We start from the raw sequence: 18,358 nt of genomic DNA on the forward strand, positions 1-18,358 counted from the left end.
AAGGCTACCGTCCGCAGTTCTACTTCCGTACCACTGACGTGACCGGAACCATCGAACTGCCGGAAGGCGTTGAGATGGTAATGCCGGGCGACAACATCAAAATGGTTGTTACCCTGATCCACCCGATTGCAATGGACGACGGTCTGCGTTTCGCAATCCGCGAAGGCGGCCGTACCGTTGGTGCAGGTGTTGTTGCTAAAGTTATCGCTTAATCTGCGATAATATTTGACGCAATGCACACGAAAAGGGCATCATTTGATGCCCTTTTTGTACGCTGTTACATAGAACCTGACTCATCAGTGATTTTCGATCATAATCATTGCTGAGACAGGCTCTGTAGCACGGCCCAGGATACCGAGTTACGCCTCAAAAGCTCATTCGGTTTGGATGCCTCGCACTGCGGGGCAGAATAGTTTCTGAATTATTGTGGCAGGTTGGTTTATGAGTGCGAATACCGAAGCTCAAGGGAGCGGGCGCGGCCTGGAAGCGATAAAGTGGCTGGTTGTTGCCGTATTGCTGATCGTCGCGATCGTCGGTAATTACTACTATCGCGATGTGACATTGCCTTTACGTGCGCTGGCTGTGGTTGTATTGATCGCAGCGGCTGGCGGCATTGCGCTGTTGACGACCAAAGGCAAAGCGACCGTGGCTTTTGCTCGTGAAGCAAAAACCGAAATGCGTAAGGTCATCTGGCCGACTCGTCAGGAAACGCTGCACACCACGTTAATCGTTGCCGCGGTTACCGCCGTGATGTCACTGATTTTGTGGGGGCTGGATGGTATTCTGGTCCGTCTGGTATCGTTTATCACTGGCCTGAGGTTCTGAAATGTCTGAAGCTCCAAAAAAACGCTGGTACGTCGTGCAGGCGTTTTCCGGTTTTGAAGGCCGCGTAGCACAGTCGCTGCGTGAGCACATCAAATTGCACAACATGGAAGAACTGTTTGGTGACGTCATGGTGCCCACTGAAGAAGTGGTCGAAATCCGTGGCGGTCAGCGTCGTAAAAGCGAACGCAAATTCTTCCCGGGTTACGTACTGGTTCAGATGGTAATGAATGATGCCAGCTGGCACCTTGTACGTAGCGTCCCGCGTGTGATGGGATTCATCGGTGGTACTTCTGATCGTCCTGCACCTATCAGCGATAAAGAAGTCGATGCGATTATGAATCGCCTGCAGCAGGTTGGCGACAAGCCGCGTCCGAAAACGTTGTTCGAACCCGGCGAAATGGTCCGCGTCAACGACGGTCCCTTTGCCGACTTCAATGGCGTGGTCGAAGAAGTGGATTACGAGAAAAGCCGTCTCAAAGTTTCTGTTTCCATCTTTGGACGTGCAACTCCTGTTGAACTTGATTTTAGCCAGGTGGAGAAAGGATAACTTTCCTTCATCAGCTCGCTTTTTAGTTCTTGCAGCAGGCGCGAAATTTAACTATAATTTCGCGCCTTTTGTTTTTATGCGCTGCCTGCAGCGTGTGAACTGTTAACACGGGGAGCCTGATAGCCAGGCGCTATACCCAAAAGAGGAATTATCATGGCCAAGAAAGTACAAGCCTACGTCAAGCTGCAGGTTGCAGCTGGTATGGCTAACCCGAGCCCACCGGTTGGTCCGGCTCTGGGTCAGCAGGGCGTTAACATCATGGAATTTTGTAAAGCGTTTAACGCGAAGACCGAATCTATCGAGAAAGGTCTGCCGATTCCTGTTGTTATCACCGTATACAGCGACCGCTCTTTCACCTTCGTTACCAAAACTCCGCCGGCAGCTGTGCTGCTGAAAAAAGCGGCAGGCATCAAGTCTGGTTCTGGTAAGCCGAACAAAGATAAAGTCGGTAAAGTAACCCGTGCTCAGGTACGTGAAATCGCAGAAACCAAAGCTGCGGACATGACTGGTGCTGACGTTGAAGCGATGACTCGCTCCATCGAAGGTACTGCTCGTTCCATGGGCCTGGTAGTGGAGGATTAAGAGATGGCTAAGCTGACCAAGCGCATGCGCGTGATCCGTGAGAAAGTTGATGCGACCAAACAGTACGACATCAACGAAGCTGTTACTCTGCTGAAAGAACTGGCTACCGCTAAGTTTGTAGAGAGCGTAGACGTTGCCGTTAACCTCGGCATCGACGCACGTAAATCTGACCAGAACGTTCGTGGTGCGACCGTTCTGCCGCACGGTACTGGTCGTTCAGTACGTGTTGCTGTGTTTACCCAGGGCGCAAACGCTGAAGCTGCTAAAGCAGCTGGCGCTGAGCTGGTAGGTATGGAAGATCTGGCTGACCAGATCAAAAAAGGCGAAATGAACTTTGACGTTGTTATTGCTTCTCCGGATGCAATGCGCGTTGTTGGCCAGCTGGGCCAGGTTCTGGGTCCGCGTGGCCTGATGCCGAACCCGAAAGTAGGTACTGTAACGCCGAACGTTGCTGAAGCGGTTAAAAACGCCAAAGCAGGTCAGGTTCGTTACCGTAACGACAAAAACGGCATCATCCACACCACCATCGGTAAAGTGGATTTTGACGCTGACAAACTGAAAGAAAACCTGGAAGCTCTGCTGGTTGCGCTGAAAAAAGCAAAACCGTCTCAGGCGAAAGGCGTGTACATCAAGAAAGTTAGCCTCTCTACCACCATGGGCGCTGGCGTTGCCATCGACCAGGCGGGTCTGAACGCAGCAGCAAACTAATTGCTGCTTGAAACGGGCGAAAAATTCATCTAGAATTTTACGCCCGTTGTTCTGATGAAGAAGTAACGCAGAACCCGATTTTACCCTGTCAGGTCCCTGGGACGTGGCGGGTCGGTTTTAGGTTGGAGCCAGGCCTTATCCTGGCCTCCGTCCAAGACCGCAGGGGCTGAGTCAGCGTGCCGCAGATGGCAAATTGCAGTCTGTATGCTAATGACAAAGCTTAATCACCTGCGTAGACGGTGACAGAGCCAAAAAGAATTTTTTTCTTCACTGGATTCTGCTCACCGTGTTTGAGCGCTTCTGTCTCTTTATTGAGGAAGAAGTGAAGTGAGTTCCGGGGAAATTCATCTCCGGCCAAAATCCAGGAGCAAAAGCTAATGGCATTAAATCTTCAAGACAAACAAGCGATTGTTGCTGAAGTCAGCGAAGTAGCCAAAGGCGCGCTGTCTGCGGTTGTTGCGGATTCCCGTGGCGTGACCGTAGATAAAATGACTGAACTGCGTAAAGCAGGTCGTGAAGCTGGCGTTTACATGCGTGTTGTTCGTAACACCCTACTGCGCCGCGTCGTTGAAGGTACTCAGTTTGAGTGCCTGAAAGACACGTTTGTTGGTCCGACCCTGATTGCATACTCTATGGAACACCCGGGCGCTGCTGCTCGTCTGTTCAAAGAGTTCGCGAAAGCGAATGCAAAATTTGAGGTCAAAGCTGCAGCCTTTGAAGGTGAGCTGATCCCGGCGGCACAAATTGACCGTCTGGCAACGCTGCCGACTTACGAAGAAGCACTGGCACGTCTGATGTCGACCATGAAAGAAGCCGCTGCCGGCAAACTGGTCCGCACTCTGGCTGCTGTTCGCGATGCAAAAGAAGCGGCGTAAGCGCAATTTCTTTTCTGTCGCACTTGCTAACGTATAAACTTTTTCTGATTCTTAGGAACAATTGTCATGTCTATCACTAAAGATCAAATTCTGGAAGCCGTTGCCGCTATGTCCGTAATGGAAGTAGTTGAGCTGGTTTCTGCTATGGAAGAAAAATTCGGCGTTTCTGCTGCTGCTGCTGTAGCTGTTGCTGCTGGCCCGGCTGAAGCTGTTGAAGAGAAAACTGAATTCGACGTCATCCTGAAAGCTGCTGGCGCGAACAAAGTTGCCGTTATCAAAGCAGTACGTAGCGCAACTGGTCTGGGCCTGAAAGAAGCTAAAGACCTGGTTGAAGCTGCTCCGGCTGCAATCAAAGAAGGCATCAGCAAAGACGACGCAGCTGCACTTGAAGCTGCTCTGAAAGAAGCTGGCGCTGAAGTTGAAGTTAAGTAAGATAACCTTCGGGTTGCAGTCTGAGTAATTTCAGACTGATGGCTGGTGGCTTTTGGGTCACCAGCCTTTTTGCGCTCCAGGGCCTCAATGGGGTTTCGCACTGTTTGTCCATTGGCGCTCTTCAATATCTTTTTCTATCGACGCCTTAATATACTGCTTTCCTGTGAGGGTTCCCTGCCCATGCAAAAGCAATGAAATGATTTAAGAGTGATAGAAAGACGTATTGCATGCGGTGTTACGCACCTCATGAGAAACATAATAGTGTTGCATGAACTGTCCTTCAGGACGGACAGCGTGGGTCGACTTGTCAGCTAGCTGAGGAACCCTATGGTTTACTCCTATACCGAGAAAAAACGTATTCGTAAGGATTTTGGTAAACGTCCACAAGTTCTGGACATACCTTATCTCCTTTCTATCCAGCTTGACTCGTTCCAGAAGTTTATCGAGCAAGATCCGGAAGGCCAGTACGGTCTGGAAGCTGCATTCCGTTCCGTATTTCCTATCCAGAGCTACAGCGGTAACTCTGAGCTGCAATATGTCAGCTACCGTCTGGGCGAACCTGTCTTTGACGTGAAAGAGTGTCAGATCCGTGGCGTCACTTATTCTGCTCCGCTGCGTGTCAAACTGCGTCTGGTGATCTACGAGCGCGAAGCGCCGGAAGGCACCGTAAAAGACATCAAAGAGCAAGAAGTGTACATGGGCGAAATTCCGCTCATGACTGAAAACGGTACCTTTGTTATCAACGGTACTGAGCGTGTTATCGTTTCTCAGCTGCATCGTAGCCCTGGTGTCTTCTTTGACAGCGATAAGGGCAAAACCCACTCTTCGGGTAAAGTGCTGTATAACGCACGTATCATCCCTTACCGTGGCTCATGGCTCGATTTTGAGTTCGACCCGAAAGATAACCTGTTTGTCCGTATTGACCGTCGTCGTAAGCTGCCGGCCAGTATCATTCTGCGTGCGCTGGAGTTCACCACAGAGCAGATTCTTGATCTGTTCTTTGAGAAAGTGGTGTATCAGATCCGTGACAACAAGCTGCAGATGGAACTGGTGCCTGAGCGCCTGCGCGGTGAAACTGCCTCTTTCGATATCGAAGCGAATGGCACGGTCTACGTTGAGAAAGGCCGCCGTATTACGGCACGCCACATTCGCCAGCTGGAAAAAGATGGTATCCAGCACATCGAAGTACCGGTCGAATATATCGCCGGTAAAGTGGTGGCTAAAGACTACGTAGATGAAAGCACCGGCGAACTGATCGTTGCGGCGAACATGGAGCTGTCGCTGGATCTGCTGGCAAAACTGAGCCAGGCAGGCCACAAGCGTATCGAAACGCTGTTCACCAACGACCTCGACCACGGTCCTTATATCTCCGAGACCCTGCGTGTCGACCCAACCAACGATCGCCTGAGCGCGTTGGTTGAGATCTACCGCATGATGCGTCCTGGCGAGCCGCCAACACGTGAAGCGGCAGAAAATCTGTTTGAGAACCTGTTCTTCTCTGAAGATCGCTACGACCTTTCCGCGGTAGGTCGTATGAAATTCAACCGTTCGCTGCTGCGTGACGAGATTGAAGGTTCCGGTATCCTGAGCAAAGAAGACATCATTGATGTGATGAAAAAGCTCATCGATATCCGTAACGGTAAAGGCGAAGTGGACGATATCGACCACCTCGGCAACCGTCGTATCCGTTCCGTAGGCGAAATGGCGGAAAACCAGTTCCGCGTTGGCCTGGTACGTGTTGAGCGTGCGGTGAAAGAGCGTCTGTCTCTGGGCGATCTCGATACCCTGATGCCTCAGGATATGATCAACGCCAAGCCGATTTCTGCGGCAGTGAAAGAGTTCTTTGGTTCCAGCCAGCTGTCTCAGTTTATGGACCAGAACAACCCGCTGTCTGAGATTACGCATAAGCGTCGTATCTCTGCACTGGGCCCGGGCGGTCTTACTCGTGAGCGTGCGGGCTTTGAGGTTCGCGACGTTCACCCGACGCACTACGGTCGTGTGTGTCCGATCGAAACGCCGGAAGGTCCGAACATCGGTCTGATCAATTCACTCTCTGTGTATGCGCAGACAAACGAATACGGCTTCCTGGAAACGCCTTATCGTCGTGTGATTGACGGGGTGGTTTCCGATGAAATTCATTACCTCTCAGCAATTGAAGAGGGTAACTACGTTATCGCTCAGGCGAACGCCCAGCTCGATGAAGAAGGTCACTTCGTTGACGATCTGGTCACCTGCCGTAGCAAAGGCGAATCGAGCCTGTTCAGCCGCGATCAGGTTGACTACATGGACGTTTCCACCCAGCAGGTGGTTTCTGTCGGTGCATCACTGATCCCGTTCCTGGAACACGATGACGCCAACCGTGCATTGATGGGTGCAAACATGCAACGTCAGGCCGTACCGACTCTGCGTGCTGATAAGCCGCTGGTAGGTACCGGTATGGAACGCGCGGTTGCGGTGGACTCCGGTGTAACTGCCGTAGCGAAACGTGGTGGTACCGTTCAGTATGTGGATGCTTCTCGTATCGTTATCAAAGTTAACGAAGAAGAGATGTATCCGGGTGAAGCAGGTATCGATATCTACAACCTGACCAAGTACACCCGCTCTAACCAGAACACCTGCATCAACCAGATGCCGTGTGTCTCTCTGGGCGAGCCGGTTGAACGTGGTGATGTGCTGGCAGATGGCCCGTCTACCGACCTCGGTGAACTGGCGCTGGGTCAGAACATGCGCGTCGCGTTCATGCCGTGGAACGGCTACAACTTCGAAGACTCCATCCTGGTCTCTGAACGTGTAGTACAGGAAGATCGTTTCACCACTATCCACATTCAGGAACTGGCCTGCGTGTCGCGTGACACCAAGCTGGGACCAGAAGAGATCACTGCGGATATCCCGAACGTGGGTGAAGCTGCGCTCTCTAAACTGGATGAATCCGGTATCGTTTACATCGGTGCAGAAGTGACCGGCGGCGACATTCTGGTTGGTAAGGTAACGCCGAAAGGTGAAACTCAGCTGACGCCAGAAGAGAAACTGTTGCGTGCGATCTTCGGTGAGAAAGCGTCTGACGTAAAAGACTCTTCTCTGCGCGTACCTAATGGTGTTTCCGGTACTGTTATCGACGTACAGGTCTTTACGCGCGATGGCGTGGAAAAAGACAAGCGCGCGCTGGAAATCGAAGAGATGCAACTGAAGCAGGCGAAAAAAGACCTGTCTGAAGAACTGCAGATCCTCGAAGCGGGCCTGTTCAGTCGTATTCAGGCAGTGCTGATTTCAGGTGGCGTGGAAGCGGAGAAGCTGGACAAGCTGCCGCGTGAGCGCTGGCTGGAGCTGGGCCTGACTGATGAAGAGAAACAAAACCAGCTGGAGCAGCTGGCCGAGCAGTACGATGAGCTGAAGCACGAGTTTGAGAAGAAACTCGAAGCCAAGCGCCGCAAAATCACTCAGGGCGATGATCTGGCACCGGGCGTGCTGAAAATCGTGAAAGTGTATCTGGCCGTTAAACGTCAGATTCAGCCGGGTGACAAAATGGCAGGTCGTCACGGGAACAAAGGTGTTATCTCCAAGATCAACCCGATCGAAGATATGCCTTACGATGAGAACGGTACGCCGGTCGACATCGTACTGAACCCGCTGGGCGTACCGTCACGTATGAACATCGGTCAGATTCTGGAAACTCACCTGGGGATGGCGGCGAAAGGCATTGGCGACAAGATCAACGCCATGCTGAAAAAGCAGGAAGAAGTCGCCAAACTGCGTGAATTTATCCAGCGTGCTTATGATCTGGGCGCCGATGTGCGTCAGAAAGTGGATCTGAACACTTTCTCTGATGATGAAGTGCTGCGTCTGGCTGAAAACCTGAAAAAAGGTATGCCGATTGCGACGCCGGTGTTCGATGGCGCCAAAGAGAGCGAAATCAAAGAGCTGCTACAGCTTGGCGATCTGCCGACTTCTGGTCAGATCACCCTGTTTGATGGTCGTACTGGCGAGCAGTTTGAGCGTCCGGTTACCGTTGGCTACATGTACATGCTGAAACTGAACCACCTGGTTGATGACAAGATGCATGCACGTTCTACCGGCTCTTACAGCCTCGTTACTCAGCAGCCGCTGGGTGGTAAGGCGCAGTTCGGTGGTCAGCGCTTCGGTGAGATGGAAGTGTGGGCGCTGGAAGCCTACGGCGCCGCGTATACCCTGCAGGAAATGCTTACCGTTAAGTCTGATGACGTCAACGGTCGTACCAAGATGTATAAAAACATCGTGGACGGCAACCATCAGATGGAACCGGGCATGCCGGAATCCTTCAACGTACTGTTGAAAGAGATTCGTTCGCTGGGTATCAACATCGAGCTCGAAGACGAATAAGCCCCCAGGGCTTAAGCACCGCATTTGTACAGGTAACAGGGCGTCCGATTTCGGTCGGGCGTCCCTGAGAAGTCTCACTCCGACGGGAGCTAATCCGTGAAAGACTTACTTAAGTTTCTGAAAGCGCAAACTAAAACCGAAGAGTTTGATGCGATCAAAATTGCTCTGGCTTCGCCAGACATGATCCGTTCCTGGTCTTTCGGTGAAGTGAAAAAGCCGGAAACCATTAACTATCGTACCTTCAAGCCTGAGCGCGACGGTCTGTTCTGTGCCCGTATTTTTGGCCCGGTAAAAGATTACGAGTGCCTGTGCGGTAAGTACAAGCGCCTGAAACACCGTGGCGTAATCTGTGAGAAGTGTGGCGTTGAAGTGACCCAGACGAAAGTACGCCGTGAGCGTATGGGTCATATTGAGCTGGCTTCTCCGACCGCGCACATCTGGTTTCTGAAGTCACTGCCGTCCCGTATCGGTCTGCTGCTGGATATGCCGCTGCGCGATATTGAACGCGTGCTCTACTTTGAATCTTACGTGGTTGTCGAAGGTGGCATGACCAACCTCGAGAAACGTCAGATTCTGACCGAAGAGCAGTATCTGGATGCGCTGGAAGAGTTTGGTGACGAATTCGACGCTAAAATGGGCGCCGAAGCGATCCAGGCCCTGCTGAAAAACATGGACCTGGAGCAAGAGTGCGAACAGCTGCGTGAAGAGCTGAACGAAACCAACTCTGAAACCAAGCGTAAAAAGCTGACCAAGCGTATCAAGTTGCTGGAAGCATTCGTGCAGTCCGGTAACAAACCAGAGTGGATGATCCTGACCGTGCTGCCTGTGCTGCCGCCGGATCTGCGTCCGCTGGTGCCGCTGGATGGTGGTCGTTTCGCAACGTCCGATCTGAACGATCTGTATCGTCGCGTAATCAACCGTAACAACCGTCTGAAACGTCTGCTGGATCTGGCTGCGCCGGATATCATCGTGCGTAACGAAAAACGTATGTTGCAGGAAGCGGTTGATGCGTTGCTGGACAACGGCCGTCGTGGTCGCGCCATTACGGGCTCCAACAAGCGTCCGCTGAAATCGCTGGCTGACATGATCAAAGGTAAGCAGGGTCGTTTCCGCCAGAACCTGCTGGGTAAACGTGTCGACTACTCCGGTCGTTCGGTTATCACTGTAGGTCCTTACCTGCGTCTGCATCAGTGCGGTCTGCCGAAGAAAATGGCGCTGGAGCTGTTCAAACCCTTTATTTACGGCAAGCTGGAACTGCGTGGCCTCGCCACCACTATCAAAGCCGCGAAGAAAATGGTTGAACGCGAAGAAGCGGTGGTCTGGGATATCCTTGATGAAGTGATCCGTGAGCACCCGGTTCTGCTGAACCGTGCGCCGACGCTGCACCGTCTGGGTATTCAGGCTTTTGAACCGGTTCTGATCGAAGGTAAAGCTATCCAGCTGCACCCGCTGGTGTGTGCGGCCTATAACGCCGACTTTGATGGTGACCAGATGGCTGTTCACGTACCGCTGACGCTGGAAGCCCAGCTGGAAGCGCGTGCGCTGATGATGTCTACCAACAACATCCTGTCGCCTGCGAACGGTGAGCCGATTATCGTTCCGTCTCAGGACGTTGTTCTGGGTCTGTACTACATGACCCGCGACAAAGTGAATGCGCGCGGCGAAGGCATGGTGCTGACTGGCCCGAAAGAAGCTGAGCGCGTTTACCGTGCTGGCCTGGCCGAGCTGCATGCGCGCGTTAAAGTGCGTATCACTGAGTACAGTAAGGATGAGCAGGGCAAATTTATCCCGAAAACCAGCCTGATCGATACCACTATCGGTCGTGCGATTTTGTGGATGATCGTGCCGCAGGGGCTGCCTTTCTCCATCGTCAACCAGGCGCTGGGTAAAAAGGCGATCTCCAAAATGCTGAACACCTGTTACCGCATTCTGGGCCTGAAACCGACCGTTATCTTTGCTGACCAGACCATGTACACCGGTTTTGCTTACGCAGCCCGTTCAGGCGCTTCCGTCGGCATCGATGACATGGTTATCCCGGCGAAGAAAGTGGAAATCATCAGCGAAGCGGAAGCTGAAGTTGCTGAGATTCAGGAGCAGTTCCAGTCTGGTCTGGTAACGGCAGGTGAACGCTATAACAAAGTCATCGATATCTGGGCTGCGGCGAACGAGCGCGTAGCGAAGGCGATGATGGAGAACCTCTCAACGGAAACCGTGATTAACCGTGACGGCGAAGAAGAGAAACAGGTCTCTTTTAACAGTATCTTTATGATGGCCGACTCTGGTGCACGTGGTTCTGCCGCTCAGATTCGTCAGCTGGCCGGTATGCGTGGCCTGATGGCGAAACCAGACGGTTCTATCATCGAGACGCCGATCACCGCGAACTTCCGTGAAGGTCTGAACGTACTTCAGTACTTCATCTCCACGCACGGTGCGCGTAAAGGTCTGGCGGATACCGCACTGAAAACGGCGAACTCCGGTTACCTGACCCGTCGTCTGGTTGACGTGGCGCAGGACCTGGTGGTTACCGAAGACGACTGTGGTACCCACGAAGGTATCCTGATGACGCCGGTGATCGAAGGTGGCGACGTTAAAGAGCCGCTGCGTGAGCGCGTGCTGGGTCGTGTGACGGCAGAAGACGTTCTGAAGCCGGGCACGGCGGATATTCTGGTTCCGCGCAACACACTGCTGCATGAGCAAATGTGTGACCTGCTGGAAGAGAACTCCGTTGACAGCGTGAAAGTACGTTCTGTGGTGAGCTGTGAAACTGATTTTGGTGTGTGTGCACACTGCTATGGTCGCGACCTGGCACGTGGTCATATCATCAACAAAGGTGAAGCCATCGGTGTTATCGCAGCACAGTCCATCGGTGAGCCGGGTACACAGCTGACGATGCGTACGTTCCACATCGGTGGTGCGGCATCGCGTGCGGCTGCTGAATCCAGCATCCAGGTGAAAAACAAAGGTACCATCAAGCTGACCAACGCCAAGTCGGTAACTAACTCCGCTGGCAAGCTGGTGATCACCTCGCGTAACGTCGAACTGAAAATGATCGACGAGTTCGGCCGCACCAAAGAGAGCTATAAAGTGCCTTACGGTGCAACCATGGCGAAAGGTGATGGCGAACAGGTTAACGCGGGCGAAACCGTTGCGAACTGGGATCCGCACACCATGCCGGTAATCACCGAAGTGAGCGGTTTCATTCGCTTCGTGGATATGATCGACGGCCAGACCATTACGCGTCAGACCGACGAACTGACCGGTCTGTCATCGCTGGTAGTGCTGGACAGTGCTGAACGTACGTCAGGCGGTAAAGACCTGCGTCCTGCGCTGAAAATCGTTGATGCCAACGGTGATGACGTGCTGCTGCCGGGCTCAGATATGCCTGCACAGTACTTCCTGCCGGGCAAAGCGATCGTGCAGCTGGAAGATGGCGTGAAGATCAGCTCGGGTGATACCCTGGCGCGTGTTCCGCAGGAATCTGGCGGTACCAAGGATATTACCGGTGGTCTGCCGCGCGTTGCTGACTTGTTCGAAGCGCGTCGTCCGAAAGAGCCGGCGATCCTGGCAGAAATCAGCGGCATTATCTCCTTCGGTAAAGAGACCAAAGGTAAACGTCGTCTGGTGATCACGCCGGTTGATGGTAGCGAGCCGTACGAAGAGATGATCCCGAAATGGCGTCAGCTCAACGTATTTGAAGGTGAACGTGTGGAACGTGGTGACGTGGTCTCTGACGGCCCGGAATCACCGCACGACATCCTGCGTCTGCGTGGCGTCCATGCTGTGACGCGTTATATCACTAACGAAGTGCAGGACGTATACCGTCTGCAGGGCGTTAAGATTAACGATAAACACATCGAAGTCATCGTACGTCAGATGCTGCGTAAAGCGACCATCAGCAGCGTGGGTAGCTCGGAGTTCCTGGAAGGTGAGCAGGCAGAAGTCTCTCGCATCAAGATCTCCAACCGCGATCTGGAAGCGAACGGCAAAATCGGCGCAACCTATATGCGCGATCTGCTGGGTATCACCAAAGCGTCGCTGGCAACCGAGTCGTTCATCTCTGCCGCTTCGTTCCAGGAGACCACACGTGTCCTGACCGAAGCAGCCGTTGCCGGTAAACGCGACGAACTGCGTGGCCTGAAAGAGAACGTTATCGTGGGTCGTCTGATCCCGGCCGGTACCGGTTATGCATACCATCAGGATCGTATGCGTCGCCGTCAGGCGGGTGAAGCACCAGCGGCGCCGCAGGTTACTGCGGATGAAGCTTCTGCCAGCCTGGCTGAACTGCTGAACGCTGGCCTGGGCGGTAGCGACGACGAGTAATCGTCACGGCGGATGCCATAATAAAAAAACCCTGCGTCGGCAGGGTTTTTTTTTTGCCTGCGCGCTGGCGTTTCGTTATTCCTCGCAGCTTGCAACCCATACCTGCCAGCACTTGCGCGATAAGAGGCAGGGCCAGCAAGAGGAGGGTAACCGGCCCTGGCCAGGCGGGAGAGCTGCCCGGCACGCATTACTTTAGCCAGAAAGAAAAAACGCACCAGAGGGACAATCCACTGGTGCGCGCGGTTTCGCAAAATAATCAGGTTCATGACACAGGCGTTAAAAAGAGTGGGTAACGCGTCCCAGATAGCTGTCCCACTCTTTCCATACTGGCTGTAAACCGGCGCGGCTGAGCGCCGCCGCCACCTGCTGCGGCGTGCGGTTATCGTGCGGGGCAAACTGTTCCAGCTCCGGACGATTCTCTGCATAGCCACCGGGCTGTGTTTTAGAAAAGGCGCTGACATGGGTAATCGCCAGCGGCACCACCCGATCGCGAAAATCGGGCGATTCCCGCGTCGACAGCGTCAGCTCCGCTTCAGGGGCGAACAGCCGAAATGCGCAGATCGCCTGCACCAGCTGACGTTCACTCATCAGCGACGCGGGCTGAATTCCTCCGGCGCAGGGACGTAAGCGGGGAAAGGCGAGAGAGTACCGGGTTTGCCAGTAAGCCTGCTGCAACCAGAGCAGATGTTCCCCCATCATAAAGCAGTCGGTGCGCCAGTTGTCAGACAGACCGATCAATGCGCCCAGCCCGATCTTATCGATCCCGGCACGGCCGAGACGATCCGGCGTGTCGAGACGAAAAAAGAAGTCCTGCTTGTTACCTTTCAGGTGATGCTGAGCATAAAAGCTGGCGTGATAGGTCTCCTGATAAACCAGCACGCCGTCAAGCCCCAGCGCTTTCAGCTCACGATATTCTGCTTCCTGCAGCGGCTGTACCTCCATCAGCAAGGCGCTGAAGCGGGCGCGAATCGCAGGCAGATGCTGGCGAAAATAATCCATACCCACTTTTCCCTGATGCTCTCCCGTTACCAGCAGCAGCTGATCGAAACCCAATTGGCGGATCGCTTCGCATTCGCGCACGATCTCATCGCTATTCAGGGTCTTACGTTTGATACGGTTGCTCATTGAGAAACCGCAGTAGGTGCAGTCGTTAGCACAAAGATTGGAGAGATAGAGCGGAACATAGAAACTGACCGTGTTGCCAAAACGCTGCCGCGTCAGGCGCTGGGCCTGCTGCGCCATGGGTTCCAGATAGGCCTCCGCTGCCGGGGAGAGCAGGGCCATCAACTCATTGCGCCCCACGCGCGGCGCGTTGAGGGCATTTTCCACGTCACGTGCGGTTTTGCTGTGAATACGCAGGCGAATATCATCCCAGTCGAGCTGATGCCAGCGGTCGATAAAACCAGCCATCATTGCACCCCATCCGGCAGAAAAGCAGTTAACGGGCTGGAGGGGGCGGCATAACGCTGAACGCTGCCCGGCCCGCTGGCTGCGGCCAGCGCGCCTGCTTCTGTCGCCAGGCGAAATGCGCGCGCCATCATGACGGGATCGCGTGCTACCGCGATAGCCGTGTTGACCAGTACGGCATCGGCGCCCAGCTCCAGCGCCTCACTGGCGTGGCTCGGTGCGCCGATACCGGCATCCACCACCACAGGCACGCTGGCCTGCTCGATAATGATTGCCAGCAGATCGCGGGTACGCAGCCCCTGATTGCTGCCAATCGGGGCGCCCAGCGGCATTACGGCGGCGCAGCCGACCGCTTCCAGCCGCTTGCAGAGCACCGGATCGGCGCCGCAATAGGGCAGTACCACAAAGCCCTCTTTGACCAGCTGTTCTGCCGCTTTCAGCGTTTCGATGGGATCGGGCAGCAGATAGCGTACATCGGGATGAATCTCCAGCTTCAGCCAGTGGGTGCCCAGCGCTTCGCGTGCCAGACGCGCGGCAAACAGCGCCTCTTCAGCGGTTTTCGCGCCCGAGGTGTTGGGTAGCAACTGCACGCCCAGCTGCTGCAGTGGTTGCAGGATGCCGTCTGCGCCGCCGCGCAAATCGACACGTTTCATCGCCAGCGTCACCAGCTGCGAACCCGATTCCCTGATCGCGGCCAGCATAGTCTCCGCGGAAGAAAATTTTCCCGTGCCGGTGAACAGGCGGGAGGTAAAAGTTTTATCAGCAATTTGCAGCATCTCAGCCTCCGGCAATCGCCTGAAAAATAAGGATGTCGTCACCCTCGCACAGGGTGTGCTCTGCCCAGTGATTACGTGGGACAACCGTCTGGTTGACTGCCAGGGCGATACCTGACGGCGGTTGTGCCAGCTGCTGCAGCAACTCATTCAGGGTGACGGCCTCCGCCAGCGTCATCTGTTCATCGTTTACCCTCACCTTCATGCGTGGCCTCCACATACCGGGCAGTGCGCATTGGCCTGCAGATTCAGGGTACGCCAGGTCTGTTCGCGGCCATCAAACAAGCGCAGCTGACCGGCCAGTGGTGTGGCGTGGCCGCTGAGCAGTTTTATCGCTTCCAGCGCCTGCAGGCTGCCCATCACGCCTGCAATTGGCCCCAGTATTCCTGCCGTGCGGCAGTTACGTTGCGGCTCGCTCTCATCACCCCACAGGCAGTGGTAGCAGCCCTGCTGCCAGGGCGGCACCAGCACCAGCAACTGCCCGCTAAAACCCACCACGCTGGCGCTCACCAGAGGGCGGTTAAAGCGCACGCAGGCGGCGTTCACCGCCTGGCGGGTAGCCATGTTATCGCTACAGTCGAGCACCAGATCGACATCGGGCAGCGTCTGCGCCAGCGTCGCTTCATCCATACGCCGGTTAAGCGTATGCAAGGTGATCTGGGGATTGAGCGCCTGCAGATGCTGCTGCGCCAGCAGTGCTTTGGGCTGCCCGGTTTCTGCGCTGCGATAGAGGATCTGTCGTTGCAGGTTGCTGATGTGCAGCTGGTCATCATCCGCCAGCCACAGCGTGCCGACGCCAGCAGCAGCAAGATAGAGCGCGGCGGGCGCGCCGAGGCCGCCAAGACCAACAATCAGCACACTGGCCTGCCCCAGCGCCTGCTGGCCTTCAATGCCGACCTCCTCCAGCAACAGCTGGCGGCTGTAGCGCAGAAAATCGCTGTCACTGAGCATCGTTGCCTCCTTGCGGCTCCGCCAGCGCCAGCAGGGTTTGTGTGGCCGCCCGCCAGTCTGCGGCCCGGGTAATGGCGCTGACCACGGCGATGCTGCCTACGCCAGTCGCCAGCACGTCGGGCGCGCGTGCGATGCTGATGCCACCAATCGCGACCGAGGGCGTGTCGCCCAGCCGCGCCAGATGACGCTTCAGCTCCGCTAATCCCTGCGGCGCTGAAGGCATCGCTTTCGTCTGTGTAGGAAAAATATGGCCCAGGGCGATATAAGAGGGACGCAGCATCAGCGCCCGATCCAGCTCGGCATCGTCGTGCGTCGAGACGCCGAGGCGTAAACCGGCCTGGCGGATAGCCGCCAGATCCGCCACGTCGAGATCTTCCTGCCCCAGGTGCAGTCCATAGGCGTTATGCTTGATCGCCAGCCGCCAGTAATCATTGATAAACAGCCGCGCACGGTATTTTTTGCCCAGCGCAATCGCCTCGATAATGGCGGGCTCCACCGCCGCGTCGGGGCGATCTTTGATCCGTAGCTGGATAGTGCGCACGCCCGCCTGCAGCAAGCGCGCAATCCACTCGACGCTGTCAACGACAGGATAGAGGCCAAGCCTGGGCGCGGTAGCAGGGAAGGGCGCTGTCACAGGTTCCCCTCCTTCAGCTTGTCCGCCGGATGGTAAAGCTCACCGCCCTGGCGGCGAAAGGCATCGGACATCTGCGCCATCCCCACCTCAATGGGCTGCGCCTGCGCTTGCTGGCGCGCCGCATAGTCGCGTACTTCCTGGGTGATTTTCATTGAGCAGAATTTCGGGCCGCACATTGAACAGAAGTGCGCCACTTTGCCCGATTCCTGCGGCAGCGTTTCATCGTGATAAGCGCGTGCCGTTTGCGGATCCAGCGCCAGGTTAAACTGATCTTCCCAGCGGAACTCGAAGCGGGCTTTTGACATCGCATTGTCGCGGATTTGCGCGCCAGGGTGGCCTTTCGCCAGATCGGCAGCATGGGCGGCAATTTTGTAGGTGATCAGACCCTGCTTCACATCCTCTTTATTGGGCAGACCGAGATGCTCTTTCGGCGTGACGTAGCAGAGCATGGCGCAGCCAAACCAGCCGATCATCGCGGCACCGATGCCAGAGGTAAAGTGATCGTAGCCGGGAGCGATATCGGTAGTCAGGGGACCGAGCGTGTAAAAAGGCGCTTCATGGCAATGTTCCAGCTGCTCGGTCATATTACGACGGATCATCTGCATCGGCACATGGCCGGGACCTTCAATCATCACCTGAACATCGTACTCCCAGGCGACTCTGGTCAGCTCTCCCAATGTATGTAGCTCGGCGAACTGTGCCTCATCATTGGCATCCTGCACCGAGCCGGGACGCAGACCGTCGCCCAGCGACAGCGAAACGTCATAGGCGGCGCAGATTTCGCAGATCTCACGGAAGTGCTGGTAGAGGAAGTTTTCCTGATGATGAGAAAGACACCATTTCGCCATGATCGAACCGCCGCGCGAGACAATCCCGGTCAGGCGCTGGGCGGTCATTGGCACATAACGCAGCAGCACGCCCGCGTGGATAGTAAAGTAGTCCACGCCCTGTTCCGCCTGTTCCAGCAGCGTATCGCGGAAAATTTCCCAGTTCAGATCCTCTGCCACGCCGTTCACCTTTTCCAGCGCCTGATAAATTGGCACCGTGCCGATGGGCACCGGACTGTTACGCAGGATCCATTCGCGCGTTTCGTGGATATAGCGGCCCGTGGAGAGATCCATCACTGTATCCGCGCCCCAGCGCGTGGCCCACACCAGTTTTTCCACCTCCTCCTCAATAGAAGAGGTGACAGCGGAGTTACCGATATTGGCGTTCACCTTCACCAGAAAGTTGCGCCCGATAATCATCGGCTCCGATTCCGGATGATTAATATTGGCCGGAATGATGGCGCGCCCGGCAGCCACTTCCTGCCGCACAAACTCCGGCGTGATGTTCTCCGGCAGCTGGGCGCCAAAACTGTTGCCTGCATGCTGCTGGCGCAGCACCTGACTGCGGATACGCTCGCGTCCCATGTTTTCCCGTAGCGCGATAAACTCCATCTCGGGGGTAATGATGCCCTGACGGGCGTAGTGCAGTTGCGTAACGCACAGGCCCGCTCTGGCGCGGCGTGGTTGCGGCAGCTGCGTAAAGCGCAGCTGATCCAGGCCATCATCGGCCAGACGCTGGCGCGTCCAGGCGGAGCTGGGTTCGCTGATCGGCTCACTGTCATTGCGTTCGGCAATCCAGCGGGCGCGCAGTTTAGCGAGGCCATGATGCACATCAATCTGCGCCGTCGGGTCGCCATAGGCACCGGAGGTGTCATACACCGGAATCGCTTCGTTGGCTTCGTAGCGTGGCGCTTCTTTGCTGCCGCCGATCAGCGTCGGACTGAGGGCGATTTCACGCATCGGCACGCGGATATCGTCACGGCTGCCAGAGATCCAGATGCGGGTTGACGCAGGAAAGGCGCTGCCCTGCAGGGAGTCAATAAACTGCTGGGCCTGAGCGCGTTGCTCGCGGCGGGTGGTTTTTGCGGTTGTAGACATAGCAATTTTCCAGTTAAACAGGG

The 18,358-nt window shown here is 55.3% G+C and carries 15 protein-coding genes; 9 read left to right on the forward strand and 6 right to left on the reverse strand.

Going from position 1 to position 18,358, the window contains the following annotated elements; all coding sequences use genetic code 11:
• The 9 genes from E0E17_RS20300 to rpoC form a co-directional block, all read left to right on the forward strand.
• The coding region (locus E0E17_RS20300; RefSeq protein WP_029685306.1) for an EF-Tu C-terminal domain-related protein at positions 1–212 on the forward strand (212 nt) is incomplete at its 5' end.
• A gap of 229 nt (positions 213–441) precedes the next feature.
• Positions 442–825 (forward strand): preprotein translocase subunit SecE, encoded by a 384-nt coding sequence (gene secE, locus E0E17_RS08220; protein WP_130833259.1) that lies wholly within the window; start codon positions 442–444, stop codon positions 823–825.
• 1 nt (position 826) lies between these two features.
• Positions 827–1,372 (forward strand): transcription termination/antitermination protein NusG, encoded by a 546-nt coding sequence (gene nusG / locus E0E17_RS08225; RefSeq protein WP_130833261.1) that lies wholly within the window; start codon positions 827–829, stop codon positions 1,370–1,372.
• Positions 1,373–1,525: 153 nt separating this feature from the next.
• The gene (gene rplK, locus E0E17_RS08230) at positions 1,526–1,954 is read left to right on the forward strand and encodes a 50S ribosomal protein L11 (RefSeq protein WP_085069544.1); all 429 of its coding nucleotides are present in this window, start codon (positions 1,526–1,528) and stop codon (positions 1,952–1,954) included.
• A 3-nt stretch (positions 1,955–1,957) separates the two neighbouring features.
• Complete coding sequence (rplA, locus tag E0E17_RS08235) at positions 1,958–2,662, forward strand: 50S ribosomal protein L1 (protein ID WP_130833263.1); 705 nt, start codon at positions 1,958–1,960, stop codon at positions 2,660–2,662.
• 377 nt (positions 2,663–3,039) lie between these two features.
• Positions 3,040–3,537: a 50S ribosomal protein L10 gene (gene rplJ / locus E0E17_RS08240; protein ID WP_012772934.1), complete on the forward strand. Its 498-nt coding sequence runs from the start codon at positions 3,040–3,042 to the stop codon at positions 3,535–3,537.
• A gap of 66 nt (positions 3,538–3,603) precedes the next feature.
• The gene (gene rplL / locus E0E17_RS08245; RefSeq protein WP_128602711.1) at positions 3,604–3,969 is read left to right on the forward strand and encodes a 50S ribosomal protein L7/L12; all 366 of its coding nucleotides are present in this window, start codon (positions 3,604–3,606) and stop codon (positions 3,967–3,969) included.
• 327 nt (positions 3,970–4,296) lie between these two features.
• On the forward strand, positions 4,297–8,325 hold the full coding sequence (gene rpoB / locus E0E17_RS08250) for a DNA-directed RNA polymerase subunit beta (protein ID WP_130833265.1): 4,029 nt from the start codon (positions 4,297–4,299) through the stop codon (positions 8,323–8,325).
• 96 nt (positions 8,326–8,421) lie between these two features.
• The gene (rpoC, locus tag E0E17_RS08255) at positions 8,422–12,645 is read left to right on the forward strand and encodes a DNA-directed RNA polymerase subunit beta' (RefSeq protein WP_130833267.1); all 4,224 of its coding nucleotides are present in this window, start codon (positions 8,422–8,424) and stop codon (positions 12,643–12,645) included.
• Positions 12,646–12,921: 276 nt separating this feature from the next.
• Here rpoC and thiH read toward each other — a convergent pair whose 3' ends face one another.
• Genes thiH through thiC form a run of 6 tightly spaced genes read right to left on the reverse strand, consistent with a single transcriptional unit; the run spans position 12,922 to position 18,335 of the window.
• Positions 12,922–14,055 (reverse strand): 2-iminoacetate synthase ThiH, encoded by a 1,134-nt coding sequence (gene thiH, locus E0E17_RS08260; RefSeq protein ID WP_130835498.1) that lies wholly within the window; start codon positions 14,053–14,055, stop codon positions 12,922–12,924.
• Positions 14,055–14,828 carry a thiazole synthase gene (locus E0E17_RS08265; protein ID WP_130833269.1) on the reverse strand — a complete coding sequence of 258 codons (774 nt, stop codon included), beginning with the start codon at positions 14,826–14,828 and terminating at the stop codon, positions 14,055–14,057. The genes thiH and E0E17_RS08265 overlap by 1 nt, the downstream gene beginning before the upstream one ends.
• Position 14,829: 1 nt before the next feature.
• On the reverse strand, positions 14,830–15,030 hold the full coding sequence (gene thiS, locus E0E17_RS08270; RefSeq protein WP_130833271.1) for a sulfur carrier protein ThiS: 201 nt from the start codon (positions 15,028–15,030) through the stop codon (positions 14,830–14,832).
• Positions 15,027–15,776, reverse strand: a complete 750-nt coding sequence (locus E0E17_RS08275) for a HesA/MoeB/ThiF family protein (RefSeq protein ID WP_130833273.1) — start codon at positions 15,774–15,776, stop codon at positions 15,027–15,029. The genes thiS and E0E17_RS08275 overlap by 4 nt, the downstream gene beginning before the upstream one ends.
• Complete coding sequence (gene thiE / locus E0E17_RS08280) at positions 15,766–16,410, reverse strand: thiamine phosphate synthase (RefSeq protein ID WP_130833275.1); 645 nt, start codon at positions 16,408–16,410, stop codon at positions 15,766–15,768. Before thiE ends, E0E17_RS08275 begins: the two co-directional genes overlap by 11 nt.
• Positions 16,407–18,335 (reverse strand): phosphomethylpyrimidine synthase ThiC, encoded by a 1,929-nt coding sequence (thiC, locus tag E0E17_RS08285; RefSeq protein WP_130833278.1) that lies wholly within the window; start codon positions 18,333–18,335, stop codon positions 16,407–16,409. Before thiC ends, thiE begins: the two co-directional genes overlap by 4 nt.
• Positions 18,336–18,358: the final 23 nt, after the last annotated feature.

This window comes from [Erwinia] mediterraneensis, assembly GCF_900604315.1.
GTDB lineage: Bacteria > Pseudomonadota > Gammaproteobacteria > Enterobacterales > Enterobacteriaceae > Pantoea > Pantoea mediterraneensis_A.